This is a genomic window from Acinetobacter sp. CIP A162 (assembly GCF_000367905.1).
GTDB lineage: Bacteria > Pseudomonadota > Gammaproteobacteria > Pseudomonadales > Moraxellaceae > Acinetobacter > Acinetobacter lwoffii.
This window is the reverse complement of sequence record NZ_KB849161.1, coordinates 24,706-50,017: the sequence shown is the minus strand read 5'-3', so window position 1 is coordinate 50,017 and position 25,312 is coordinate 24,706. Positions and strand designations below refer to the sequence as shown.

The window sequence follows — 25,312 nt, the reverse complement described above, 5'->3', positions numbered from 1 at the left end:
ATTGATATGAAGGTTGCAGTATTTGGACAAACACTCTTTACAGGTGTATTTGCTGCTTTGCTAGCAGAATGCGGTCATCACGTTTTTTGGTATGAACCACTGAAAACGTATGAAAGCGAACAAATGTATATCCAAGATGAAGCTGTAAAAAATCTACTCAACAAACAACAAAGTAGTTTTTTAAAATACTGCGATTTTAATGATATTCCATTAGATGCAGATGCCTATTTCTTCAGTTTTAACCCAGCTGAAGAAACTCAAGCGATTGAGATATTAAAACAATTAAAGTCTCGTCCCATTATTCACCCTAAACTGATGATCAATGCGTCTACTTTAGGAATGCATGGGACAGAAAAATTTGTAAAAATTTTGCAGGAAGATGAGTGGGTTTATTTACCTGACATGATTCAGGAAGGAAACGCTTTACAAAGTTTTGCCCAAGCCAAGCAGTTGATTGTTGGGTCCGCATCAGATGCTGCTCAAATTAAAATTAAGGAACTCTTACGCCCTTTATTTCCACGTCAGCAGCAGTATCTTTTTATGCCCATTTTAGATGCCGAATTTAGCAAGTTGAGTATCTCCGGCATGTTGGCGACACGAATTAGTTATATCAATGACTTGGCAATGGTTGCTGAAAAATTAGGCATTGATATTGAGTCAGTTCGTCAGGGAATGGCTGCAGATAACCGTATTGGAGGATCTTATCTCTATCCGGGGGCAGGTTTTGGTGGAGAAAACTTTTCACATGATATTCAGACTCTAACGCATACGGTGTTAGGTGTGGGTGCAAATAGCCAACTCCTTGCACAAGTTTGGGAAATTAATGAGCAGCAAAAAGAAGTTTTATTCCGTAAATTATGGAATTATTATCATGGTGATTTAAAAGGGAAAACTGTTGCGATATGGGGCGCTGCGTTTAAAGAAAAAACGTCCAGTACGCGACAATCTCCTATACATGCCATGTTGGCAGCACTATGGGCCCAAGGTGTAAAAGTTAAATTACACGATCCTCAAGCCTTGGATGAAATTAAAAAAATATATAGTGAGCGACCTGATCTTATATATTGCACAGAGCAATATGAGGCAGTGCAAGATGCGCATGCTTTGTGTTTATTGACTGCATGGAAACAATATTGGAGTCCTAGTTATACCGAATTGCTTAAAACCATGCAGCACCCACTTATTTTGGATGGGCGCAATATTTATGATCCAGCGTATGTGAAGTCTCAAGGTTTCGCATATATGGGGGTAGGACGCTAATGGCTATTAAAACTCAACCCTATACGGTCGAACATGTAGATTCAGTTGTAGGCGGACTTCATGGTTTAAAAGCTGAATTTGAAAATAAGCATTTAACAGAACTCTTTGCTGAGGACCCTCAGCGATTCGAAAAATTCTCTGTGAATTTAGAGCCGGTGGTTTTTGATTTTAGTAAACATAGAGTCAATCAGCCCGTTGTCAAAAACCTAGTCCAGTGGGCACAGACACAAGATTTAACGTCGTGGATAAAGCGTTTATTTTCTACTGAAGAAATTAACTATACCGAACAGCGTGCAGCCATGCATTGGGCGCTGCGGTTGCCAAAACAGGATTCGCAGCATTCTAAAATAGCTGCTCAAGTCCATACACAACTTGAGCGTATGTATGCTTTGGTAGAAAAAATTCATGCGGGTCAGTGCCGCGGCGCAACTGGTGAAGTCATTCAAGATGTGGTGAATATTGGTGTTGGAGGGTCAGATTTAGGACCACTGATGGTGAGTCATGCCTTATCTGATTTCAAAAAATCCACATATAAGCCACTCAATGTACATTTTGTTTCGACCATTGATGGTAGCCAGCTTTCAGATTTATTGCATCAACTTCGTCCCGAAACCACGCTGTTTATTATTTCTTCAAAATCGTTCGGGACCATTGATACCTTATCTAATGCGCAAACAGTGCGTTTATGGCTTGAAAAAGCACTTGGACAAGAATCACAAATTTTAAAGCATCATTTTATTGGCGTATCTACTAAAGCAGATAAAATGACCGAATGGGGCATTGCAGCTGAAAACCAATTTTTGCTCTGGGATTGGGTCGGCGGTCGCTATTCACTTTGGTCATGTATCGGTTTACCGATTGCACTGACAATTGGAGTTGATGGCTTTAAACAACTGTTAGCTGGTGCATATGCGGTAGACCTGCATTTTCAGACGGCACCTTTCGAACAAAATATTCCTGTATTAATGGGCTTATTGGGTGCGTGGAATAATAATTTCCTTGATATTCAAACTCATGCAGTACTGCCCTATGATGGGCGTTTGAAATATTTTGCCTCTTATTTGCAGCAGTTGGAAATGGAGTCGAATGGTAAATCGATTCAGCGTAATGGTAAAAAAGTGGACTGGGATACTTGCCCGATTATATGGGGGGAAGTCGGTCCGAATGCACAGCATGCCTTTTACCAATTGCTGCATCAAGGCAGCCAAGCAGTGAGTTGTGATTTCATTGCGCCGGTGCAGCGCTATCAGGCCCAACAATTTACCTATGTCGATAATGCAGAGGCGCTGGTGGAACAGCATCATTTGGCCTTATCTAATTGTTTGGCTCAATCGCGCTTACTTGCATTTGGTAATCAAGCTTTAAATCAACATGAAGTACAAGATTTGCCGGAATATAAACAATATGAAGGTAATCAACCAAATACAACCATTTTATTGCAAGAGCTAAATCCATATAGTTTGGGCATGTTGATCGCAATGTATGAACATAAAGTTTTTGTACAGTCGGTGCTTTGGAATATTAACCCGTTTGATCAATGGGGGGTAGAAAAAGGCAAAGAAATTGCCAATCAGCTACTTCCAATATTAAATGGTGATCGAAAGGATATTTCGGATTTAGATGGTTCAACGCAAGGCTTACTACACATATTATTAGGAAAAACAAATGGCTAAAATTTTAGTAACAGGTGGTGCTGGTTATATTGGTTCACATACTTGTATTCAACTTTTGAGCGCAGGGCATGAGGTTGTTGTACTGGATAATTTGTCCAACAGTTCTGTCGAATCTTTAGCACGTGTTCAAGCGTTGGTAGCTAAAACATTAGATTTTGTTGAAGGTGATATTCTCGATCAGCAAATTTTAGATCAAATTTTTCAGCATCATTCTATTGATGCAGTGATTCACTTTGCAGGTTTAAAAGCTGTGGGTGAAAGCCAAAAAGAGCCACTAAAATATTTTGAAAATAATATCTCGGGTTCTATTAGCTTAGTTAAAGCGATGGAGCGTGCTCAAGTCTTTAAGTTGGTCTTTAGTTCATCTGCAACAGTCTATGATGAAGCCAATATTTCACCCTTGAATGAAACCATGCCTACAGGTATGCCAAGTAATAACTATGGCTATACCAAACTGATTGTCGAGCAATTACTTGAGAAATTGGCATTAGCAGATGAGCGTTGGTCAATCGCTTTGCTGCGTTATTTTAACCCTGTAGGGGCACATCAAAGTGGTCAAATTGGTGAAGACCCACAAGGGATACCCAATAATTTGATGCCTTATGTCACACAGGTGGCAGTCGGCCGTCGTGATAAGTTGTCAATTTTTGGCAATGATTATGAGACGGTAGATGGTACAGGTGTTCGTGATTATATTCATGTGGTCGATTTGGCGAATGCACATTTATGCGCATTGAATCATCGTTTAAAAACGCAAGGATGCCGCGCTTGGAATATTGGTACAGGCAATGGGATTTCAGTAAAACAAATTCGAGATACTTTTGAGAGGGTAAATGGTATTGATATACCTTTTGAATATGTACCTCGTCGAGAAGGTGATGTTGCAACCTCATTTGCTGATAATGCCCGTGCTGTCGCAGAGTTAGATTGGCAGCCTCAATATGGTTTAGAAGATATGTTGAAAGATAGCTGGAACTGGCAAAAGCAAAATCCGAATGGTTTTACTAAAGATTAACACTTGACTTAACAATAAGTTAGGTTGGGATGTGACATTGATTTGGAGAAGTATAAAGATAGCGCTGTTTAAAACGATGAGTGAATAATGTAGTGATTATGCAAACCAGCATATGCATATTCTGCAATTGTAGATAAAACTCGCTATGATGTTGTTAAAACAAGCTAAATTGAAGAATAGTTATGAAATATCAAAGTATTAGGGTTTTGTCATTTGCCATTTTATCTGCTTTAGCACTGCCTGTAGCAGCTCAAGGGATTGTCTTAAATAATGAAGATTTACGCACGGATTTAAATTGGTTAAACCAACAAGGCGTGATTCAAATTAGTACTTCAACATGGCCTTTGAGTGGCGATGAAATACAACGTGCTTTGTCTAATGCCAAGATTGATAATCAAGTTCAGCAGCAAGTTTTGGACTCCGTGCAAGCTGCTTTAAGTGCGGAAAATACAACGGCCAAAGTCAGTTTATATGCTGAATCTGATCCTCAAAATCTACCTCAAAAGTTTGCTGATGAGCAAAAATCGCAATATCAAGCGACGTTTGAAATAAATGCAGGTGGAAAGCAGTGGGATGCAAGACTGCGAGTCAATGCTGAAAAAGATCCAATTATTGATCATGGGCAAGATGTAAATGTAGAAGGCTCATATCTTGCGGGAAACTTGTGGAATCAATGGTTGATTGCTGGTCAAATCCCTACCTATTGGGGTCCTGGACATGAGGGTAGCTTAATTCGTGGTGATGCAAGCCGTCCAGTCTATGGATTGACCATGCAGCGTGCTGAACAACAAGCATTTGAAACAAAGTGGCTGTCTTGGATCGGGCCTTGGCAATACCAAGCTTTTGCGGGACAATTGGATGATTACCATGCAATTCCAGATGCCAAACTATTAGGATTTCGTTTAACTGCACAGCCATTGCCGTACTTGGAGCTAGGTGCTTCTCGAATTCTTCAATGGGGAGGTGAAGGGCGGTCAGAAAGTTTTGATTCATTATGGAATGCGATTAAAGGTAATGACAACTTTGATGATGGTGCTCTAGATAAGTCTAATCAAATCGCAGGTCTGGATGCACGTTTAAATTTACACCAGTGGTTAGATACCCCAGTCAGTATTTATGGAGAATTTGTTGGGGAAGATGAGGCTGGTCTATTGCCTGCGAAAAAAATGTATTTGGCAGGGCTAGACTATTCCTCACAAGTGAAAAATATGCCGTTCCAGCTTTATACTGAATGGGCGGATACACGTACCAATCGAGAAGTTCGGGGTATTTCTTATAGCCACTATATTTATACCGATGGTTATTACCAACATGGTTTTCCTTTAGCGCATGCTATGGGGGGAGATGGTCAAATGTACAGTATGGGCGGAGATATTCGCATTGATGCTATGAATCGTCTAAATGGTCGAGTCTTATGGGCAAAAGTAAATCAAGCTGCGCTAGAAATTAATCGTGCATTTCCACAAAAAGATGAAGTGAAAGCTTTAGATTTAACATGGACACATTATATCCGCCCAAATATACCCCTTAAATTGAGTGGATGGGTCAGTGATTCTGATGTACATGGTGGTGATAGTGGAGTGTCTTTAGGTATTGATATACCTTTAGATCGTTCATTATTTTACTAAATTGAGAAAGCTGTCTTAAAAATCTGTTAAAAAGCCATTCAATCAATTGAATGGCTTTTTATTTTAGGATGAATATTATTTAACCTTGAATCAGTCGAGTCAATTCATCCACATAGTCTTGCATTGTTTTTGGATTTTGATCTTTTCGACTCTCAATATTTAAGCGCAATAATGGCTCTGTATTCGATGCTCGAACATTGAAGCGCCATGCACCAAAATTTAGGCTGATACCATCTTTTTCATCAATCGCAGGATTTTGATCGGAAAAGTGAGCAAAAATCTTTTGAATGGTGGCTTGAGTATCTGCAACTTTAAAATTGATCTCACCCGAGCAAGGGAACTTTTCAATCATGCCTTCAACCAGTGAAGACAGGGTTTGCTGGGTTTCTGAGAGCACGGAAATTGCCAATAACCATGGAATCATACCGCTATCACAGTAAGCAAAATCACGGAAATAATGATGCGCACTCATCTCGCCACCATAGACAGCATTATGCTCACGCATTTTTTCTTTGATGTATGAATGTCCTGATTTTGATTGAATAGCTTCACCTTGGTACTGTTCAATGACATCAAAGGTGTTCCAAACAAGACGAGGGTCATGCACAATTTTCTCACCAGATTGTTTCAGTAAGAATGCTTGCGCCAATAGACCGACGATGTAATAACCTTCAATAAATTGGCCTTTTTCATCAAATAAGAAGCAGCGGTCAAAGTCACCATCCCAAGCGATACCCATATCCGCACCATGCTGAATGACCGCCTCACGGGTGCTATTACGGTTCTCAACCAGAATTGGATTCGGAATACCATTTGGGAAGTTACCATCCGCTTCATTGTGAATTTTAATCAATTCTACTGGAAGGTTAAGTTGTTTGAACTTTGCTTCAATGGCATCAACCACATGACCAGCAGCGCCATTGCCCGCATTCATGACTAATTTGAGTGGGCGAATTTTTGCAGGATCAATATACGACATTAAATGATCAATATATTCAGGCAGAATATTGTATTTTTCAGTTTTGCCTTTAGCGATAACTTCATTAAAGTTGCCTGATTCAGCCAATAAACGAATTTCTTTTAAACCTGAATCCGCTCCAATCGGACGTGCATTTTCGCGGACCAATTTCATGCCGTTATAGTCTATCGGGTTGTGGCTTGCCGTGATTTCGATCCCACCTTGAACATCTAGATGAAAGGCACCGAAATAGACTTCTTCAGTCCCCGTTATACCTAAATCTAATACATCAACACCCGCATCATTGAGACCTTTGATAGTGGCTTGTTTTAAATCTTCACTGCTGAGACGGATGTCGCTGCCCACCACAATCTTCTTTGGTTGATAAATTTGCCCATAAGCACGACCGATTTTATAAGCAATTTCTTCATTGAGTTCTGTACCGAGTTTGCCGCGGATGTCATATGCTTTAAAACAAGTAAGTTGTGTCATCTAAATTCTCGAAATAATTCCTGCGAAGTAAGGAAAGTATGATTATAGAAGGAAAATAGGTCCTATTATCCAAGTTGCCGTTTAATTTTATATCGATTTTATCTTTACTAAGATCCGTTGAGCCCAGTCAGCGTAATAATTTACATCGTCTTGTAAGCTAGTAATAAAGCTTCATCCTAAGTTTTATTAAGTGCTTGATTTTAATAACTTATGATCATAACTTATTAAAAATAAAGTATCATCGTACATAATCATATATTCTTAATTTTATAGGATGTCTAGTAATAAAGTATCATCTTAAAGGTGGGTGAGTTAAATTCAAAGATCCAAATATTTATGCCATAGAGCATAGAGAAAACTATTAAGCAGATTTTAAGGCTTCTGTAAACCGCTTTAACCAATCTGCAAACTCTTTATCAGACTCACTTATCTCAAATTTGTTTTTTGGATGGTTAATGCCTTTGGGAATGCCAATATCTTTTAAGGATTTTGCCGTGGGCCAACGCAAAGAACGTCTAATAATCTGTTGTTTAAAAATTGGAAAATTTTGATCCCAGGCTTCAAAATCTTCGACTTTAACAATTAATGTTGAAAGTGGTTTGTAATTGTCGCTAGTATCAATTTCTAGAATGGAAAATTTTTTACCTTGAAATTCTAGCTGTACTTCCGCAATACTTCGAAAGTTGCCATCATCGGTCTTATGTAGCTTGGATCGATTGACAGCGGGAAGCTTAGAAATGGTAAATCTAAATTTTGATAGAATATTATTCTGTGATCTGAATTCCTCAATCATAGCTTGAAATGATTCAAATCTTTTCATAAATAGTTTAAGGTCATCACTCTCATCTTGACAATTTTCAAATTCCCCCCGGCCAATTTCTCCAAAAATAGTGGATTCCCCTGTACCGACGTCAGGTTCAGGTAAGGTAGTTATATCATCGTTATTAAAGCTGCCCTTTTTACCAGAACGTTTAATTACTGCTTTTTTCGTTTCAAAAGGAGATGAGAGTGCTAGTGTGATTTTAGGTGAATCAATAATTGCTATTTTTTTATCACTATTTGCTTCTTTTTTATCATCAATTATAGGATCTTCATCTTGGAGATGCTTACTACCTCTGGAAGAGCCCTGAGAGCTTTCCTGAGTATTTTTTACCGTAAATTTAGGACTGCAGAAAATGACAGTATGATTAATTTCACTGGGTAAGTTTGATATTGCTAGAATTTCATTTACATAATATTTGTTTTTCTTCGGACTAAAATATACTTTTAATGTGATTTCAGCACCTTTTAATGAGGGTGGGACAAAATTAAAGTTCCAGTATTCTCGGACTTTGGTCTGAAACTTCTCACTTAAAAATTTTTTGGAGATGCTTTCGAAAGATGTTCGTGCTTCTGTATCGAGTAATATCCATGCGAGCAAGCGGCGCATTCCGACATTATCATATTGGGATGGTGGGAAGTTACAGAATGTAGGAATATTGACCACAGTTTGATTCTCTCCCTTTATGATATCAAATTCACCAGAAAGACGTGTTTGATCCAGTGCACTACGAGATAGATAGGCATTATGCAAGAATAATACTCTAGCGAGTTCTATCTGGGGTAAAATAATTTCAATATCTTTATATTTTTCATTAATATCGCTAACAATATTGCTGAAATTATATTGTCCTGACTCATTAATTAAAATATTCCATTTTTGAAAGTTATCAATTTGAATGGTGATAGTAGATTCATTAAAAGGAGTAAAGGTTTCAGTCTGATTGAAACGTCGGTTGCGCGCTAATAATGGCATATTAGAAAAACGAGCATATTTCAGTATATATCTCTGATTTTCTATTGAATATTTATAATTTTCTAATCCAATATTTATATAGCATTCAGGATTTTTTCTTTCTTTAAAAATAGAACCTAAAAAAGTAATTCTAGCATTTTCAGGAAAATTTTTAATTTTTGTCATCTATTCTTTACCATTTGAATCTTTAGTTGATTGAAAAATACTGCATATATTAAAGCTTATTTTATTGAAATTTCAAAGTTTAATTTCAGTAAGGTAACGATTTAATCAAATTAATTTTGAATAATTTGAGAGAATTCAAGAGTGATATATTCTAGAAATCTTTTCGTTTCAGATGTCATTCGTTCTTCACTTAATCCAGCTTTTCGTAGAATGCGCCACTGAGGAATTGATTGTTTATTGATTTTAATATCGATAAACACTTTTGTTAGGCGTCTGATTTGATAACAGCTAATATTTTCACTATACCGTTCTAGAAAAAGTTGAATCAGAGGTAATTTATGTAAATTTTTCTCTAATGTATTTGAAGTAGACGTCTGTTTAAACCACCATTTCATAGAGCGTCTCGGGCTATCTAAATCCCAGATTAAAGTATTATTAAGTTGGATAAGTTGCTTTACATAAAAAAGATCGCGTTTTTGCCAATCAATTTTAGCCTCTTGAGGAATAAATTTCTGATGGAAATTTTGGTTTGTCTGCAATAGCCAGTCTTTATCGTTTCGATATAACCATGCATAAAGAGCTGCCTGCAGGTGACGAGCCGGTTTAACCCCATGTTCTTGTACTAAACCTACCCATTTTTCACGATTCTCAGCTCTAGTTATTTCAAAATTAGTATCCTGGAATTTTATTTGATTATTCTGTTGAGTAGTTGCTTTCTGGAAGGACTTAACTTGAGTGAAGATATCTGTAAAAGACCAGTCAGTATTTAAAAAAGCTTCGATTGTAATAATATGCTCCAGATAACTAAAGCTTTTGCGATGCTTTCTAAAAATATGACGTAGCCAACTGGTTTCAGAAGCTAAGTCATCTAAATGATATTGCTGAAGAAATTTTTCTGGCCACCTTAATGATATTTTTTCTAAAATTTGATCGAAAGCAATTTGGTTTTCCCCACGGATACAGTTATTCCGTCTGGCTAGTTCATTATAAAACATCGTCCACTGTTCATAACTCGGTGATACAAAAGGCGGTGTAGATAACAATTCTATTATTTTAGAACTAATGAAAAGTTCATCACTTGTTGCTGGTACCTGATTCCACTCAGTACAAAAAACATCTGAAGGTGCTATAAAGTCATGTCGATGTAATGATCTTAAATCTAGTCTTGATTCTACAAGATTACCGTGTTGCGGACAGCAAGCTCCCTGAATTTGCCATAAACTCAACCAGTAAAATTCTCCTTTTTGAAGCGCTTGCTCTTTCAGACATTGTGGACAGTAACGTAGTCTATGAATAATAGGGACTCGTGAAGCATTAATTCCCAAAGAAAGATGTACCGAACCTTGTGAAATATTACCCATCCATTTGATACATTGTTTTCTTCTTGCTTCAGGCACAAAAGGTGCATATATAGGAAATAATGTATGTTTGTATATTATATTTTGTAGAGTCAATTGTTGTTCAGAATACTGATTAACGATCGCATTAAGATGGCAGGGTAAATCAACCGTCGCAATAACCTGTCTATTTTCAAATACAGCATCAAGTAATTGCTTGGGACTTTCAAATGCCAAGCGGATTCCAGCACGAGCCACCGTACTATAAATTAGCTCATGTTCATAAGGCATAGGGAAATTTAGCATAACTAACTCACTTGTTTGATCCAATCAGGTATATCAAAGATCAAATCTGTTTCAGTTTTTAGATGATCATAAAAGCTTTGACCACTCTTTTTTTGTGAAAATTGAAAACGTAAGTCAACTGAATCCAATGTATGCCATTGATCATATTTAAGTAGTTTAGGTTTGGATATTTTAGGTTTGGAGAGTGGAGGGCTCTTTGTTGAATCTTCATTCTGTTTTAACCAGTCCAAAATAATTGATAGTAGTTCGGTCAAATGCTTGTCAGGATGTTTAATAAATACTTTTTTAACCATCGGTATCAAAATCTTGGAGTCATAACCAAGCTCAAGTAACAGAGCATGTAAACGCATAGATTCATCATGTCCTTGATATTCATCAAGCTCATCTTCTTGCTCAATTGCACTTTCTTCGATTTTGGAAAAAAGTTTTAACAATTGTCTGTCAATTTCAGGTGTGATCAAATCAGGATATTGTGCAATTCGTCGAGCATCACCTGAACGTAAGGCATCTATAATATGATGAATTGGTTTAAAGTCTTCTTGATATGTATTTTGGAGCAATTTTACAGTGATTCGTTCTAAACCAGATTCAATTGCTCGTATTTGTGCAAGGACAAAAAGCTTAACTGTTACGTCTAAAATACCTTGGGTTAGATCAAACCAGCATTGTCGTAACTCCTCTGAGAGTGCGAGATCAGCTTTTCTTAACCACTGATATTTCCAAAGAGCATCTGTAAATGTCATCCACTCAGATTTTCGAACTTTCCCATCTGGGGTTTTTATTGCAGGCTCATTTTTTATAGGTTCCCAGTGAATTGAACCAAAACCTACAGCTCGACGTGATGAGCGCAGATCACGTTCAAATATGTTACTTGCTTTAGGTGTTCCTACCATAATGATTGGCAAGCTATAAACATTCACTAAAGTCACAAAGAAATTCAACATTTCATCAGAATTTTTAGATCTGTTTGCCATGAGGTGTTGAATTTCATCAATCACCAAAAGACCGATTGCATGAAGATGGGCAATGTGTCCCATAAGTTGCAAGAGCTTTTGTTCATTATGTCTTTTTTGAGTGTATTGTTGTTCATAACTAGTTCCTAAAGCACGGTCAACAGCACTAAAGAAACTTAAATATAGAGATTTAAGTGAGCCGTTATATGGGCAGTCTATTTTTAGATAGACCAGTTGAGTGAAATTATGTTCAGGATGATAAATTTTTTGTGGATAATTTCTAAGAATGCGATTTAATGTGGTTGTTTTGCCACTACCAGAGAAGCCAATAAACACTAGACTCTGTGCTGTTGATATTAAATTTGTATGGCGGGAAGCATTAAAATCATTGCTTTTAATATGTTCAAAACTATTTTGTAAATGCCGACTTAAATCACCTGTAGTAATATTACGTCCTACATACCCCTTTCTTAACATAATAGAAATTTTTTGTTCTAATGTTAAATGCCGTTTAATAGGGTGAAAAAAATTATTTAATAACTGGGATATAATATGAGCACGAGTATTGTTGGGGAGTTGTCGATCAGATAATTTAAATTCGATAGTACCTCTAATGGCTTGGATAGTATCTTTTGCCTCAAAAATTTCGGGTAAGGCTTCGATAAAAGGATTTCCCTGATAGTCGGAAACAGGACTTGCTGTATACACTGCATGGTCGTTTTTATTAGTCATAATTGTATCCTGCTTATTTGAATTTAGTGAATATCAATTTTCATCGCCAGAATCTCCAAGGTCATCTAGTAACTCTTGATAAATGCCAAAACGTAGTTTGTAATCTTCATCATTTTCTAAATCTATAAATTGTCTAGACTTAGGCATAGGAATAATATTACTTTGATTTTCTGAAGACTGTTCAGAGTGGTCTAGAACCGTAAAGACAGATTTTGACGATTTTTGGCTGTTGTTTCTCTGTTTCAATCGTTCACTATCTTTTTCAGCTTGTTTATTTTTACGAAGATCAGTTAAACGTTCTTTTTTACTAAGTGTTGAAGAAGGTTTTTTTGCATCTGCCCGAGCAATAATTGATTCAATATGTTCTTCAAGGTTTGCTTGAGACCTATTGGTTTTTAGATTTTGAGCGGCTTTTGTTTTCTTTTGTTCGTGTTGAACCTGCCAAACTTCCCAAAAACTACAGCCCATGAATTCTCTAGATCTTGGAGAAATTGTAGCTTCCCAATAATCTAAACTATGCTCCTGATAAAACACATAAATTATTTCTGCATTACTTGGATCATAAGCCACTTGAAATGATTCTGGACGAGAAATAGATTTTTTACGATGCATCCAGCCTTGTTTATATATTTCAGGGCAATTATAAAATACTCCAAACATTTTTAGGCCAAGGTCAGACAAGGTCGCTTTAATTTTAGGTAATAAAGCAACACGTAATGCTTTTTCAGAAACTTGTTTTAACTGACCCACACGATGTTGTATTCCCCAATTCCATAAATGAATAGGAACTAAAGGCAAATCGCTAGGCATATCTATATCACGATCATAAGTTGTCAATTGATGTGATGTATTATGTGCAAGTATTGAACCAATAATGATCTGCTTAAATTCAGTTATAGTAAGTGTTGCATCTAACCGGTAGTCAGAGCCCCCACGTTTTTTTTCTTTAACCTGTTGTACTACACCAGAAGCAAAAGGCTTAAATTTTGTCTGAATAGTTCTGAAATAACGTTCAACAATTGGTTTTAAATCTCCACGATAAGGTGCAGTATTTTCGATACGAATAGAAAAGTTATATTCTAAAGCTTCAATCTGATGCCCTAATAATTCTCCTCGATCTGCTAAAATAGCATCGGGTAATCCAATACATGGCCAGTCATCATATGTAATTTCATAACCATATTGTTTGCATAACTCAACTTTATCTGTCATGGCGACTTGTAGAGCTTGCATTGCAGTTACATAGGAGGCATTTTCAAATCCAATATAGAAACCAACCACCATTCTACTAAATACGTCAGCAACTAAATAAATAGTGGGTCTTCCGACAATACAGGCACGATCTGAATCTGATACAAGATAAATATCAGCAATTGTTGCATCAATTTCATAGCGAGAACCTGGCCCTAGGACTTGGGTGTTGACAGTTGAATGGAGCTCTCGGATGTCTTTTGCATAGATAATTGGATTGGTTCGAGCAGTAAGTTGAGTTACTTTTGGAAACTCACGCTCATAAAAATATTTAAATTGCCAGATGGTCGGAATTTCGCTATCAGCAGTATCTGGAAATAATGAATGATACATCGTAGAAAATTTACGATAGGCATAACTCAAAGAATATTTATCCTTCGTTAACATATATTTATTAATATTAATTCTGAAAAGTCGCTCGACATTCTGATCAACTAATGCACCAACACCTTCACTATATTTTCTTGGCCTACCTAGTTTTTTATTTTTTGCAATACGTTTAACACCTTTAGCACCAGAATTGTTATAACTGGGAATAAGTGCATTTGGTGTTTGACCTCGTTGCCAGTATCGACGTGCTAATCTATAAATGGTTTGATGAGTTGTTTTATGCTGCTCAGTAATTATTTTAACAAGGCTAAAACGAATAGATGGATCATAGAAATGCTCATTAGATATGAGTAAATCTATAATGTTCATTCCCATATCACGTTTTTTTTGCTGTACAGAGTCTTCTGTCACATTAATCAAGGAGATATCGGCAAAAGGATCATCGGTTATTTCTGCTTCGCCTACTTCTATGGCTGTAATCAGTTCTTCTTTTTTAATTATAGAGGGATTGGCATTGGGATGATTTAAATCAATCCAGATAATATGAGAAGGAATAATTTTAAGAATTCGGTAATCTTTACCTTGAAACTTATATACACTATTGATTCGAAACATGGCGAATCTCCTTCCATATTTCAAAATTACCTAACTTGATCTCAGAGGCTTTAATCTTTTTATAGTCTTTAGTTATATCGAAAATAAAATAGCGTTGAGCAAGCAGTTCTCGGAGCTCAGCTAAAGACGTACCAATCGTTAAATTATACACTTGATCTATTTTTTTACTTAAAGTAATTAAGTCGAGCTCAGGATACTGTGTAAATATATGAATATAATCGTTTAAACGATTGTAAAATTCAGTACTAGATTCTCTCATGGCTGGATAAAGCCATTTGATGTTATTCAAAATAACGGAAGGAATTTCTTTTTCTGTAAGGATATACCAAGGTGTATCTGTACTTTTCCAATATCTACGCTCAAGCTCTAGTTTTTCAATGATTCTCTCATCCTTTAAGCTATTTGTGTATTTAGTTCGGATGACAAAATTTGGTTGGTTAGTACTTTGACTATTTACATAAAAACTTGAACTTATAGTTTGTAGAGTATCTTTAATTTTGGGGTGAGATATTTGGGCTCCTTCTGAAATTTCGAGCGTAGTGTTGAGAGGCAAGGGGAACTGCTCTCTGATATCAGTAATTAACGGATTCCAGTCTAAAAGTAGAAAAATTGCAAGTTCTAAATCGGATAATAAATGATGGGTGCGTTTCGTTGTATGGCCAAAAACTCGGTGAGAACGACCTTTTGAGCTAACATCTCGTACAGTAATCCATGGCTTATAATCTTTTAGATAGCCTTGACCACGTCCTTCTTTGATCCAGCGTTTCTGCTGATGTTCTGTAACCATAACAAATCGCCCGCTATTCTTTATTTATTCAGAATAGCAGGCGATCAATCTTTAATCAATATGAGATGATACTTTATTACTAAAGATGAAACTATATTACCTAGGGTGATACTTTATTACCTAAATACATTCCCAGCCTCGATTCAATTTTAATTATTCTACAGTAACCGATTTTGCCAGGTTGCGTGGCTGATCCACATCCGTACCACGTAGCACTGCCACATGATAAGAGAGTAACTGCACCGGGATGCTATACACAATCGGTGCCAGTACTGCATTTACTGATGGAATATGTACCACGTGCTTGCGCTCTTTGGCTTTAATACCGCTGTGCTCATCAGCAAACACAAATAGCTCGCCACCACGTGCCTGAACTTCTTCCATATTGGATTTAAGCTTGTCCAGCATGTCATCCTGTGGCGCCAGAATCACCACCGGCATGTCATTGTCGACCAGTGCTAATGGCCCGTGTTTCAGCTCACCTGCAGCATAACCTTCAGCATGAATATATGAAATTTCTTTCAGTTTGAGGGCACCTTCCAGAGCGATCGGGAAATGGGTACCACGGCCCAAAAACAGGCAATGCTGCTTCTCAACAAACAGTTCAGAGAGACGTAAAATTTCATCGTCATGACGCAAGGTATCCAGAATCACTTTAGGCGTATGCCAAAGTTCTGTGGTGATCTCCGTCATTTGTTCTGTAGAAATCGTATTTTTTACAGAACCGATTTTGAGTACCAACAGCATCAATGCAGCAAGCTGGGTAGTAAAAGCTTTGGTTGAAGCCACACCAATTTCAGGGCCTGCTAGTGTCAACAGACTATGCTGGGTTTCACGCACCATCGAAGAGGTCGCCACGTTACAGATGGTCATCGTGGTAATGTCCAGGCCTTTGGCAGTTGCACGTTTTTGCGTATCACGTAATGCAGCTAAAGTATCAGCAGTTTCACCAGATTGGGAAATACACACATATAGCGTGTGATTCACAATCACCGGCGTGCGATAACGGAATTCGCTAGCAATCTCGACCTGGCAAGGTAGATCAATCAGCTGTTCAAACCAGTATTTGGCAATCATGCCGGCATGATAGCTGGTACCACAGGCAATAATCTGGATTTGCTGGATTTTTGAAAAGTCTTGTTCCGCACTGGCAAGGAAGTCTTCGCGCAGGTCATTGCCATTTAAGGCTTGGGAAATGGTCTGTTTAATCGCTTCAGGCTGCTCATAAATTTCTTTGAGCATATAGTGCTTGTATTCACCTTTAGACGCATTGCTGACCGCAGCATCCAGTTCCTTGACCGGACGATCTACCAGTTGACCATCGACAAAGACCTCAATGGTGGTGCGGGTCAAACGGGCAATATCACCTTCTTCCAGGTAGATAAAACGGTTAGTAATTGGAAGTAAGGCTAATTGATCTGAACTAATGAAGTTTTCACCAATCCCGACACCAATCACCAGTGGAGAACCTTCACGCACGGTAATCAGTTCATCCGGGTGGTCAGTATGTACGATGCCCAGGGCATAGGCACCTTTCAATTGCGGAACCACTTGGCGTACAGCTTCTAACAGGCTCGGGGTAGATTTCAGTGCATCATTGATCAGATGGGCAACCACTTCAGTATCAGTCTGTGAGGTAAACACATAGCCCAAAGCTTCAAGATCATCTTTGAGTTCCTGATAGTTTTCGATAATTCCGTTATGCACCACTGCCACATTTTCAGAAATATGCGGATGGGCATTTTCTTCAGTCGGTTTGCCATGGGTCGCCCAGCGTGTATGCGCAATGCCAAGTGAACCACTAATCTGTGATTCATTCACAGCCTGTTCAAGGTTCGCAACCTTACCGACACGGCGTTCACGTAGGACTTGGCTGTTGTTAATGAGTGCCAAACCTGCTGAATCATAACCACGGTATTCCAGGCGTTTTAAACCTTCAATCAAAATATTGGTAATGCTACGTTCTGCAATGCCACCAACGATACCACACATATTTATTCCCCTTATTTCTTGATTTTTTGCGGACGTGGATAGTTTTCTTTGGCAAATTGCTTAGAGCGCTCTACTGCCAAACTGTTGTCTTCCACATCACGGGTAATCGTTGAGCCTGCACCGACTGTGGCGCCATTGCCAATTTTTACAGGTGCCACCAATGAACTGTTCGAGCCAATAAAGGCCTGATCACCAATAATCGTTTTAAACTTGTTCGCACCATCATAATTACAGGTAATGGTTCCTGCACCGATATTAGAACCGGCACCGATTTCAGCATCACCCAGGTAGGTAAAGTGGTTGGCTTTAGAGCCTTGACCAATCGTGGTATTTTTAACTTCAACGAAGTTACCGATATGTACCTCAGCTGCGAGTTTTGCACCCGGACGGAGTCGTGCAAAAGGTCCAATTTGGGTATCTTCCCCAACGATGGCGCTATCTAAAATGCTATATGGCTGAACCTTGGTGCCAGCTGCAATCTTGGTATTCTTGATAATACAGCCGGCGCCAATTTCAACGTTGTCGCCCAGCTCGCAATCACCTTCGATAATCACATTGATATCAATGCGGACATCCTGACCGACAGTTAAATTGCCACGCAAGTCAAAGCGGCTTGGATCAATCAGATGTACACCTTGATGCATTAGCTGTTTGGCTTGATAAGCCTGGAACTGATGCTCTAAAGCAGCGAGCTGCACACGGTCATTTACCCCTTCAACTTCGAAAGCCTGCTCAGGTTCTACCGATGCAACTTGCATACCATCTGCCAAAGCCATCGCCACAATATCGGTCAGGTAATATTCACCCTGCGCATTGTCATTGCTTAAATTTGGCAGCCATTGATGCAACTTGGCATTGCTGACCGCATAAATACCGGTATTGATTTCCTTGATCTGACGTTGGGCATCGTTGGCATCTTTATGTTCAATAATGGCCTGGATCTGACCCTGTTCACGCACAATACGGCCATAACCATTGGCATCCGGCAGGGTAAGGGTCACCAGACCAATACCGGTTTCTGCGGTGGCATCGAGTAATTTTTGCAAGGTCACAGGATTAATGCACGGTACATCGCCGGAAAGAATCAGAGATACGCCGTCGTTAGGCAGTACAGGCAAGGTCATTTGCACCGCATGTCCGGTACCCAGCTGTTCAGCCTGTTTTACCCATTTAATATCCTGTTGTGCAAATGCTGTTTGAACACGGTCACCACCATGACCATAAATCGTAATAATATTATCTGCATTTAATTTTTTTGCCGTTTCAATGACATGACTCAGTAAAGGACGTCCTGCAAGAGGTTGTAATACTTTCGGTAAGCTTGAACGCATGCGCGTGCCTTTACCTGCAGCAAGAATAATAACAGTCGTTGACATGTTCTAATCCTAAATATGGCTTATGCCACTGTGAAGTAAAAATAAAGCAAAATACAAAGAGCCGCCCAAAGACCGGCAATAATGTCATCCAGCATGATGCCGAAGCCACCGTCGACCTGACGGTCAATCACCCGGATCGGCCAAGGTTTCCAGATATCAAATAATCTGAATAGCGCAAAACCGACGAGCAACCATAACCAGTTCATCTGACCTAAGTAGATCAGGGGCAAAAATGTGATGGATTGTCCTGCAAATTCATCCCAGACGATACGTCCATCATCATGTACGCCCATGACTCTAGCAGTATGCCCGCAGATATATATGCCAACCAGAGACATGATGGCAATGGCAAAAACACTGTTTAGAAAACCAAGATGCAGCCAAATAGGGATAAATAAAAGTGCAAAAGCCGAACCAAAGGTACCAGGTGCTTTAGGTGCCAGACCGGAACCAAAACCAACCCCACTAAAGACAATCAGTCGGTCGATCCATGACATGGCTTTAAAATTGATCGCAGGTTTATGCAAAATGTTGATACCCATTAAATTGAAGTAAATGATCTACGCCATTTTTTTCAAAAGTTAAGCCGTGCTGCGGCTGAATTTTTCCGATTATACTAATCGGAACATCAAGTTGTTTTTGCAATAATTTTTGGTAATTTTGCGGGCTTATTGTAAAGCATAACTCGTAATCATCGCCACCAGCGAGGGCATATTGCCATTTTTGCGCATCGTTTAAGGCATGCAGGGCAGGACTGATCGGTAAGTTTTCGAGTTGCAGCTTTGCACCGACTTGAGAAGCTTTGAGAATATGTCCAAGATCTTGTGCCAAACCATCCGAGATATCAATCATGCTATGCGCCAGACCTTTTAAGGCAGCACCGAGCTGACAGCGTGGCGTTGGATAGTCCAGACGTTTTTGCAGTGGATGACCAAGATGCTGTAGTGCAAAAGCTGCATCACCGACAGTTCCACTGACACAGATCAGATCACCCGGTTTTGCCCCTGAGCGTGGCACAGCCTGGCCAATATCCACCCAGCCTAATGCAGTGACAGACAGGGTTAAATGAGGACTCTGAGTGGTATCACCACCGATTAAACTCACCCCAAATTGATCGCAGCAATCATATAGACCCTGACTAAAAGCTTTTAGCCAGTCATGATCAATTTGGGGTAGGCTCAATGCGAGTAAAATACTGTACGGGGTTGCGCCCATCGCGGCAATATCAGATAAATTAACCGCCACAGATTTCCAGCCAATCGCATGCGGATCGGTGTCTATTGGAAAATGGCGTCCAGCAACCAGGGTGTCGGCACAGATGACCAGTTGTTGCTGAGGAGGGGGGGTGAGCAAGGCTGAATCGTCACCGACGCCCAGATCGACAGAATGGGCATTCTTGCGATTGAAATAGGTGTCGATAATCGAAAATTCAGCCATACAACGAATCTACGCTATTAGTTAGACTGCTGTTTTTCTGCTGCACGCAAAGTTGTCGCTAAACGATCCAATACACCATTGATGTATTTATGGCTATCGGCACCGCCAAAATGTTTAGCCAGTTCGATTGCTTCATCTAGAACGACGCGATATGGAATCTCAAGATGTTCTTTGAGTTCATAGGCACCAAGACGAAGGGTTGCAAGCTCAACACCATCCAGTGCTGAAAGTTCGCGATCGAGTACCGGGATTAAGAGCGCATCCAATGCTTCATGATTGGCAACCACTTGAGTCAACAATTCATGATAATAGCTCAGATCCACTTTGTGCATGGCATTTTCCACACGCGTACGTGCTTCAATCTCATGCACCGGATTGTGGCTCATTTGCCATTCATAAATTCCTTGTACAGCAAAGCGACGTGCTTTACGTTTTGCTGCATAAGTTGCTTGAAGTGTTTGCGACATAGCGTTAAATAGCCTTTAACAAGTTAACCATTTCAATCGCAGTCAGGGCAGCTTCGCTACCTTTATTGCCTGCTTTTGTTCCAGAGCGTTCAATCGCTTGTTCAATACTATCCGTAGTGAGTACACCGTTAATGACCGGCAAGCCAGTGTCCAGGCCAACCACGCCTAAACCTTTGGCACATTCGCCTGCAACGAAATCGAAGTGAGGCGTGCTACCACGAATAACGGCGCCAAGCGCGATGATGGCATCGAAACGATCTGAAGCTGCCAGTTTTTTCGCAACTACAGGAAGTTCCCAGGCACCAGGTGCATGAACTACAGTAATATTATCCTCTGATACACCATGACGTTTCAATGTATCAATGGCACCTTCTAACAGATGTTCAACCACAAAGCTGTTAAAACGACCAACTAAAATCGCATAACGGTCTTCGTTCGCGAGATGTAACATACCTTCAATACGGCGAACTGCCATAACAACCTCGATGATTTCTTAAGATGTTTGTTGTGCGGTGATGTATTCTACCACTTCTAAGTTAAAGCCTGACAGGGCATTGAAACGCAATGGAGAGCTCAGCAGCTTCATTTTTTCAACGCCTAGATCACGCAAAATTTGTGCACCCACACCAATGGTCTGATACTGCTGAGACAGTGCAGAATTTGATTTTACATTTTTTGGTGCTTTAAGGGTATCTAATGCTGGACCCAGGTCCTGTAAATGGTGTTGGCCAATCCAGACCAGTACACCACGATCACTGTTGGAAATTTCTTTCAGGGCACGATCCAGGTTCCAGGCCGGCTCGCCATCCTGTTTCTTCAGTTTGAGCAAGTCGCGGGTCGGGTTAAAACCATGTACACGCACTGTGGTCACACCCTCTTTAGGCTCACCTTTGACCAAGGCCAGATGGATATCCGGGTTACCCAGTTCACGATAGCGGTACAGGTCAAAGCTGCCGTATTCAGTATCAATACTTTGCTGATCGATACGCTCAACCGTCTGTTCATTGGTCATGCGGTAATGAATCAGATCGGCAATAGTACCGATTTTCAGGCCATGCTTTTCAGCAAACACTTCAAGATCCGGACGGCGCGCCATGGTGCCATCTTCATTGATGATTTCACAAATGACTGATGCCGGTTCCAGTCCTGCCAAACGGGAAAGATCACAACCTGCCTCAGTATGTCCGGCACGGTGCAAGACACCGCCTGGTTGCGCCATCAGCGGGAAGATATGTCCTGGCTGTACAATATCTGCCGGTTTGGCATGAGCAGCCACAGCAGTTTGAATCGTGTGCGCACGTTCAGCCGGAGAAATACCGGTAGAAATACCTTCAGCCGCTTCAATCGACAGGGTGAAATTGGTCCCATGCTGGGCACCGTTGGCATCTACCATCAACGGCAGATTCAACTGCTGGCAACGCTCTTTACTTAAAGTCAGGCAGACCAGACCACGTGCATGGGTGATCATGAAGTTGATGTCTTCAGGACGTACGTGTGTGGCAGCAATCACTAAATCGCCTTCATTTTCACGGTCTTCATCATCCATCAGGATGACCATTTTTCCTGCACGGATATCTGCTACAAGCTCTTCAACAGTATTGAGCGGCATCAACCTTCACCTTCTTTTTTGATCTTGATCAGACCGAATCATGACATTATTGGGTACATAGTCTAACGCTTTTTGCGCAATTTTGCCTATGCTTATTGCTTTCCCTCTAGTAGTTCATTGTTATACACAGTCTTGATAAACATGAAAAGCCGACTTTAAATGAAAGCCTGGGCTTTATGCAGGTTTTTTGAGCAATTAAAAAGCATAAAAAATGAGAAACTTAGGGGAAATCAACATAAGCTCAGACATTAAGGTATTTTCAGAAAGTATTTTAATTTATTGTCAGTCATTCAAGGGAATTCTGGACGAACAATGCTGGAAAATTTTACCTAGTATAGGACTTACGCATTGACGGATTTAAAAAAGTCTCAAACTACTTTATAACGTATCTGTGATCAGACGAACTAAACATGCTTCTACAGCAACTTGTACATTACCCATTTATATGGGCTTTCTCATGACAGAACCAAACTCTATTAGCTGCACACAACTTGCCGAGACTTATAATATCTCGCATGACAGTGTAAATCGCTTTTTGGAGCGTGAAGACTACACAGCTCACGATCTATATCAAGAAGCAATTCAACACATTGATAATAATAAACTTATAGTCAGTATTGATGATACTGTTTTAGATAAGCCATATAGTCAACATATGGACTTAGTTAGCTATTTTTGGTCAGGTAAACACCACCGATCCGTCAAGGGTATTAATCTCATTACCTTGTATGCGACAGATCAACATGGCAAAAATATTCCAATTAATTTTCGAATTTATGATAAGTCAGAAAGTAAAACCAAGAATGATTACTTTATGGAGATGTTAAGTGAAGTACTCGATTGGGGTGCAAAGATTCAATTCATTACAGGTGATAGTTGGTATTCATCGACTGAAAATCTAAAAACCATAAGAAAACATGGTATTCGATTTATGTTTGGTGTCGACAGTAACCGTAAGGTTTCCCCTGAAAAAGGACAATGGTTTCAACTCCGTTTATTGCCGAATTTTCATCAGGGTCAAGTGGTCTGGCTCAAAGATGTTGGCTTTGTACAATTATTTAAGACTCAGTTAAAAGAACAGCAGAGATTTTATATTGTGCATCAAGATGAAGATGATTTATTGTCCTTTGATGGTTTTTATGAATTACATTCAAGTCATTGGAAAATAGAACAATATCATCGAGTAATTAAACAGGTTTGTCATATTGAAAAGTTTCAAGTAAGACGATCCAAGCTGATTTTGAATCATATTTTCTCAGCCTTGATGGCCTATGTTGAGATACAAAAGAACCAGTTTGAGCGGATCTTTGAAAATGTATATCGTTGGCAGAAGAAATTATTTAGACCAATTATCAAGAACTTTATTGATGAATTTATTCTCGATAAGAATCATCTGCTGCCACAGAAAATCTATAAATAATAGTGCGTAAGTCCTATAGTATTAAAATTTTTAAAAAATATTAGGTTAAAAGCGGCCCGAAGCCCGCTTTTAATCATCAGATTGATTAGAAAAAACCTGCCGGTTTGGTTGAATAGCTCACCAACAGATTTTTGGTTTGTTGATAATGATCCAGCATCATTCTGTGATTCTCACGTCCAATGCCTGATTTTTTATAGCCACCGAAAGCCGCATGGGCAGGGTAGATGTGATAACAGTTGGTCCAGACCCGACCGGCCTGAATGGCACGGCCAGCACGGTAAGAGGTATGCGCTGAGCGTGACCAGACACCGGCACCGAGTCCGTAAATCGTATCATTGGCGATCTTGATCGCATCATCGAAGTCTTTGAAGGTGGTCACAGCCAGTACAGGCCCGAAGATTTCATCTTGGAAGGTCTTCATGTCATTGCTGCCTTTAAAGATGGTCGGTTCAATATAGAAACCTTGACCCACTTCCTGACGTGCTTCACCACCGGTCAGGATTTGTGCGCCTTCTTCACGGCCAGTGGCAATACAGCCCAGAATCTTATCCTGCTGTTCCTGAGAAGCTTGCGCGCCAATCATGGTGTCGGTATCTAGGGGATGCCCGGTTTTAATGCGTTGTACCCGTTCTACCGCACGCGCCAAAAACTCATCGGCAATGCTTTCCTGTACCAAGGCACGGGAAGGACAGGTACAGATTTCACCCTGGTTCAGGGCAAACATGGCAAAGCCTTCTAGGGCTTTATCCAGATAATCATCTTCCTGATCCATAATGTCGGCAAAGAACAGATTCGGTGACTTACCGCCAAGTTCCAGAGTCACCGGAATAATATTTTCAGTCGCATATTGCATGATCAACTGACCTACTGCGGTTGAGCCGGTAAAGGCAATCTTGGCAATACGTGGATTGGTCGCCAGTGGACGGCCGACTTCGACTCCATAGCCATTGACGATATTCAATACGCCTGGCGGCAAAATGTCCTGAATCAATTCAGCCAGCACCAGAATACTGACTGGAGTCTGTTCCGCAGGTTTCAGCACAATACAGTTACCTGCAGCCAAGGCTGGCGCGAGTTTCCAGGCAGCCATCAGAATCGGGAAATTCCACGGGATAATCTGACCCACGACGCCCAACGGCTCATGGAAATGATAAGCAATGGTATCTTCGTCGATTTCGGAAATGCCGCCTTCCTGAGCCCGGATACAGCCGGCAAAATAACGAAAATGGTCAATCGCCAGTGGAATATCGGCAGCCAGCGTTTCACGGATCGGTTTACCATTGTCCCAGGTTTCTGCCACCGCCAACAGTTCCAGATTTTGTTCCAGACGATCTGCAATTTTCAACAGAATATTGGAGCGGGTGGTCGGCGATGACCGGTTCCATTGTTCTTTGGCTTTGTGTGCTGCATCTAAGGCCAATTCAATGTCTTCTACAGAAGAGCGCGGCACTTTGGTAAAGACTTTGCCATCTACCGGAGAGATGTTGTCAAAGTATTCACCTTTGACTGGAGCGACCCATTCGCCGCCAATGAAATTATCGTATTGCGCTTTAAATTGAATTTTTGAACCGTCAGTATTGGGGTCTGCATAACGCATAATCTATTCCTTTATATGATTGTTAGTGGTGCAGGCTGCGCGCATGTTGCCGATCAAAAAATATAGGCGCTTCTGCATTCAGCTCTACTATAAAGAGGGAACAAGACGGACGGTTGT

19 protein-coding genes are annotated in these 25,312 nt (G+C 39.9%); 5 read left to right on the top strand and 14 right to left on the bottom strand.

Features of this window, described 5'->3' with window-relative positions; translation table 11 throughout:
• The first annotated feature begins 6 nt into the window (after positions 1–6).
• From F995_RS15095 to F995_RS15080, 4 genes are all read left to right on the top strand, one after another.
• Complete coding sequence (locus F995_RS15095) at positions 7–1,260, top strand: nucleotide sugar dehydrogenase (protein ID WP_004647632.1); 1,254 nt, start codon at positions 7–9, stop codon at positions 1,258–1,260.
• A complete protein-coding gene (pgi, locus tag F995_RS15090; protein WP_004647631.1) occupies positions 1,260–2,933 on the top strand; it encodes a glucose-6-phosphate isomerase in 1,674 nt (557 codons plus the stop codon). The genes F995_RS15095 and pgi overlap by 1 nt, the downstream gene beginning before the upstream one ends.
• The gene (gene galE, locus F995_RS15085) at positions 2,926–3,948 is read left to right on the top strand and encodes a UDP-glucose 4-epimerase GalE (RefSeq protein ID WP_004647630.1); all 1,023 of its coding nucleotides are present in this window, start codon (positions 2,926–2,928) and stop codon (positions 3,946–3,948) included. The genes pgi and galE overlap by 8 nt, the downstream gene beginning before the upstream one ends.
• A 182-nt stretch (positions 3,949–4,130) precedes the next feature.
• Positions 4,131–5,576 carry a capsule assembly Wzi family protein gene (locus tag F995_RS15080; RefSeq protein ID WP_004647628.1) on the top strand — a complete coding sequence of 482 codons (1,446 nt, stop codon included), beginning with the start codon at positions 4,131–4,133 and terminating at the stop codon, positions 5,574–5,576.
• A gap of 79 nt (positions 5,577–5,655) precedes the next feature.
• On the opposite strand, the gene F995_RS15075 is transcribed toward F995_RS15080, so the two are convergent.
• The 13 genes from F995_RS15075 to ribBA all read right to left on the bottom strand — a co-directional run bounded on the left by F995_RS15075 (position 5,656) and on the right by ribBA (position 22,178).
• Complete coding sequence (locus F995_RS15075) at positions 5,656–7,026, bottom strand: phosphohexomutase domain-containing protein (RefSeq protein ID WP_004647627.1); 1,371 nt, start codon at positions 7,024–7,026, stop codon at positions 5,656–5,658.
• Positions 7,027–7,387: 361 nt separating this feature from the next.
• Complete coding sequence (locus tag F995_RS15070; protein WP_004647626.1) at positions 7,388–8,986, bottom strand: Tn7-like element transposition protein TnsE; 1,599 nt, start codon at positions 8,984–8,986, stop codon at positions 7,388–7,390.
• A gap of 110 nt (positions 8,987–9,096) precedes the next feature.
• Entirely contained in the window at positions 9,097–10,629 is a 1,533-nt protein-coding gene (locus tag F995_RS15065) for a TnsD family Tn7-like transposition protein (RefSeq protein ID WP_004647625.1), read from the bottom strand.
• Between the two features lie 2 nt (positions 10,630–10,631).
• Complete coding sequence (locus tag F995_RS15060; RefSeq protein ID WP_004647624.1) at positions 10,632–12,314, bottom strand: AAA family ATPase; 1,683 nt, start codon at positions 12,312–12,314, stop codon at positions 10,632–10,634.
• A 33-nt stretch (positions 12,315–12,347) separates the two neighbouring features.
• Positions 12,348–14,510: a DDE-type integrase/transposase/recombinase gene (locus F995_RS15055; protein WP_004647623.1), complete on the bottom strand. Its 2,163-nt coding sequence runs from the start codon at positions 14,508–14,510 to the stop codon at positions 12,348–12,350.
• Positions 14,494–15,297 (bottom strand): heteromeric transposase endonuclease subunit TnsA, encoded by an 804-nt coding sequence (locus tag F995_RS15050; protein WP_004647622.1) that lies wholly within the window; start codon positions 15,295–15,297, stop codon positions 14,494–14,496. Before F995_RS15050 ends, F995_RS15055 begins: the two co-directional genes overlap by 17 nt.
• A gap of 153 nt (positions 15,298–15,450) precedes the next feature.
• Positions 15,451–17,289, bottom strand: coding sequence for a glutamine--fructose-6-phosphate transaminase (isomerizing) (gene glmS, locus F995_RS15045; protein WP_004647621.1), 1,839 nt, complete (start codon positions 17,287–17,289; stop codon positions 15,451–15,453).
• 11 nt (positions 17,290–17,300) lie between these two features.
• A complete protein-coding gene (glmU, locus tag F995_RS15040; protein WP_004647620.1) occupies positions 17,301–18,665 on the bottom strand; it encodes a bifunctional UDP-N-acetylglucosamine diphosphorylase/glucosamine-1-phosphate N-acetyltransferase GlmU in 1,365 nt (454 codons plus the stop codon).
• Positions 18,666–18,685: 20 nt separating this feature from the next.
• Positions 18,686–19,207 (bottom strand): phosphatidylglycerophosphatase A family protein, encoded by a 522-nt coding sequence (locus F995_RS15035; protein ID WP_004647618.1) that lies wholly within the window; start codon positions 19,205–19,207, stop codon positions 18,686–18,688.
• On the bottom strand, positions 19,185–20,102 hold the full coding sequence (thiL, locus tag F995_RS15030; protein ID WP_004647617.1) for a thiamine-phosphate kinase: 918 nt from the start codon (positions 20,100–20,102) through the stop codon (positions 19,185–19,187). The genes F995_RS15035 and thiL overlap by 23 nt, the downstream gene beginning before the upstream one ends.
• Before the next feature lie 17 nt (positions 20,103–20,119).
• Positions 20,120–20,569, bottom strand: a complete 450-nt coding sequence (nusB, locus tag F995_RS15025; protein ID WP_004280924.1) for a transcription antitermination factor NusB — start codon at positions 20,567–20,569, stop codon at positions 20,120–20,122.
• Between the two features lie 4 nt (positions 20,570–20,573).
• Positions 20,574–21,044: a 6,7-dimethyl-8-ribityllumazine synthase gene (gene ribE / locus F995_RS15020; RefSeq protein WP_004280926.1), complete on the bottom strand. Its 471-nt coding sequence runs from the start codon at positions 21,042–21,044 to the stop codon at positions 20,574–20,576.
• A gap of 18 nt (positions 21,045–21,062) precedes the next feature.
• Positions 21,063–22,178, bottom strand: coding sequence for a bifunctional 3,4-dihydroxy-2-butanone-4-phosphate synthase/GTP cyclohydrolase II (gene ribBA / locus F995_RS15015; RefSeq protein ID WP_004647616.1), 1,116 nt, complete (start codon positions 22,176–22,178; stop codon positions 21,063–21,065).
• Positions 22,179–22,569: 391 nt separating this feature from the next.
• Between ribBA and F995_RS15010 the strand changes: the two genes are divergently transcribed.
• Positions 22,570–23,598, top strand: coding sequence for an IS701 family transposase (locus tag F995_RS15010; RefSeq protein WP_080591875.1), 1,029 nt, complete (start codon positions 22,570–22,572; stop codon positions 23,596–23,598).
• A gap of 85 nt (positions 23,599–23,683) precedes the next feature.
• Here F995_RS15010 and F995_RS15005 read toward each other — a convergent pair whose 3' ends face one another.
• Positions 23,684–25,195 carry an acetaldehyde dehydrogenase ExaC gene (locus F995_RS15005; RefSeq protein ID WP_004647614.1) on the bottom strand — a complete coding sequence of 504 codons (1,512 nt, stop codon included), beginning with the start codon at positions 25,193–25,195 and terminating at the stop codon, positions 23,684–23,686.
• Positions 25,196–25,312 lie beyond the last annotated feature (117 nt).

Coding starts and splice junctions, on each gene's coding strand:
- F995_RS15095 (WP_004647632.1), top strand. CDS start 7: ATGAAGGTTGCAGTATTTGGACAAACACTCTTTACAGGTGTATTTGCT.
- pgi (WP_004647631.1), top strand. CDS start 1,260: ATGGCTATTAAAACTCAACCCTATACGGTCGAACATGTAGATTCAGTT.
- galE (WP_004647630.1), top strand. CDS start 2,926: ATGGCTAAAATTTTAGTAACAGGTGGTGCTGGTTATATTGGTTCACAT.
- F995_RS15080 (WP_004647628.1), top strand. CDS start 4,131: ATGAAATATCAAAGTATTAGGGTTTTGTCATTTGCCATTTTATCTGCT.
- F995_RS15075 (WP_004647627.1), bottom strand. CDS start 7,026: ATGACACAACTTACTTGTTTTAAAGCATATGACATCCGCGGCAAACTC.
- F995_RS15070 (WP_004647626.1), bottom strand. CDS start 8,986: ATGACAAAAATTAAAAATTTTCCTGAAAATGCTAGAATTACTTTTTTA.
- F995_RS15065 (WP_004647625.1), bottom strand. CDS start 10,629: ATGCTAAATTTCCCTATGCCTTATGAACATGAGCTAATTTATAGTACG.
- F995_RS15060 (WP_004647624.1), bottom strand. CDS start 12,314: ATGACTAATAAAAACGACCATGCAGTGTATACAGCAAGTCCTGTTTCC.
- F995_RS15055 (WP_004647623.1), bottom strand. CDS start 14,510: ATGTTTCGAATCAATAGTGTATATAAGTTTCAAGGTAAAGATTACCGA.
- F995_RS15050 (WP_004647622.1), bottom strand. CDS start 15,297: ATGGTTACAGAACATCAGCAGAAACGCTGGATCAAAGAAGGACGTGGT.
- glmS (WP_004647621.1), bottom strand. CDS start 17,289: ATGTGTGGTATCGTTGGTGGCATTGCAGAACGTAGCATTACCAATATT.
- glmU (WP_004647620.1), bottom strand. CDS start 18,665: ATGTCAACGACTGTTATTATTCTTGCTGCAGGTAAAGGCACGCGCATG.
- F995_RS15035 (WP_004647618.1), bottom strand. CDS start 19,207: ATGGGTATCAACATTTTGCATAAACCTGCGATCAATTTTAAAGCCATG.
- thiL (WP_004647617.1), bottom strand. CDS start 20,102: ATGGCTGAATTTTCGATTATCGACACCTATTTCAATCGCAAGAATGCC.
- nusB (WP_004280924.1), bottom strand. CDS start 20,569: ATGTCGCAAACACTTCAAGCAACTTATGCAGCAAAACGTAAAGCACGT.
- ribE (WP_004280926.1), bottom strand. CDS start 21,044: ATGGCAGTTCGCCGTATTGAAGGTATGTTACATCTCGCGAACGAAGAC.
- ribBA (WP_004647616.1), bottom strand. CDS start 22,178: ATGCCGCTCAATACTGTTGAAGAGCTTGTAGCAGATATCCGTGCAGGA.
- F995_RS15005 (WP_004647614.1), bottom strand. CDS start 25,195: ATGCGTTATGCAGACCCCAATACTGACGGTTCAAAAATTCAATTTAAA.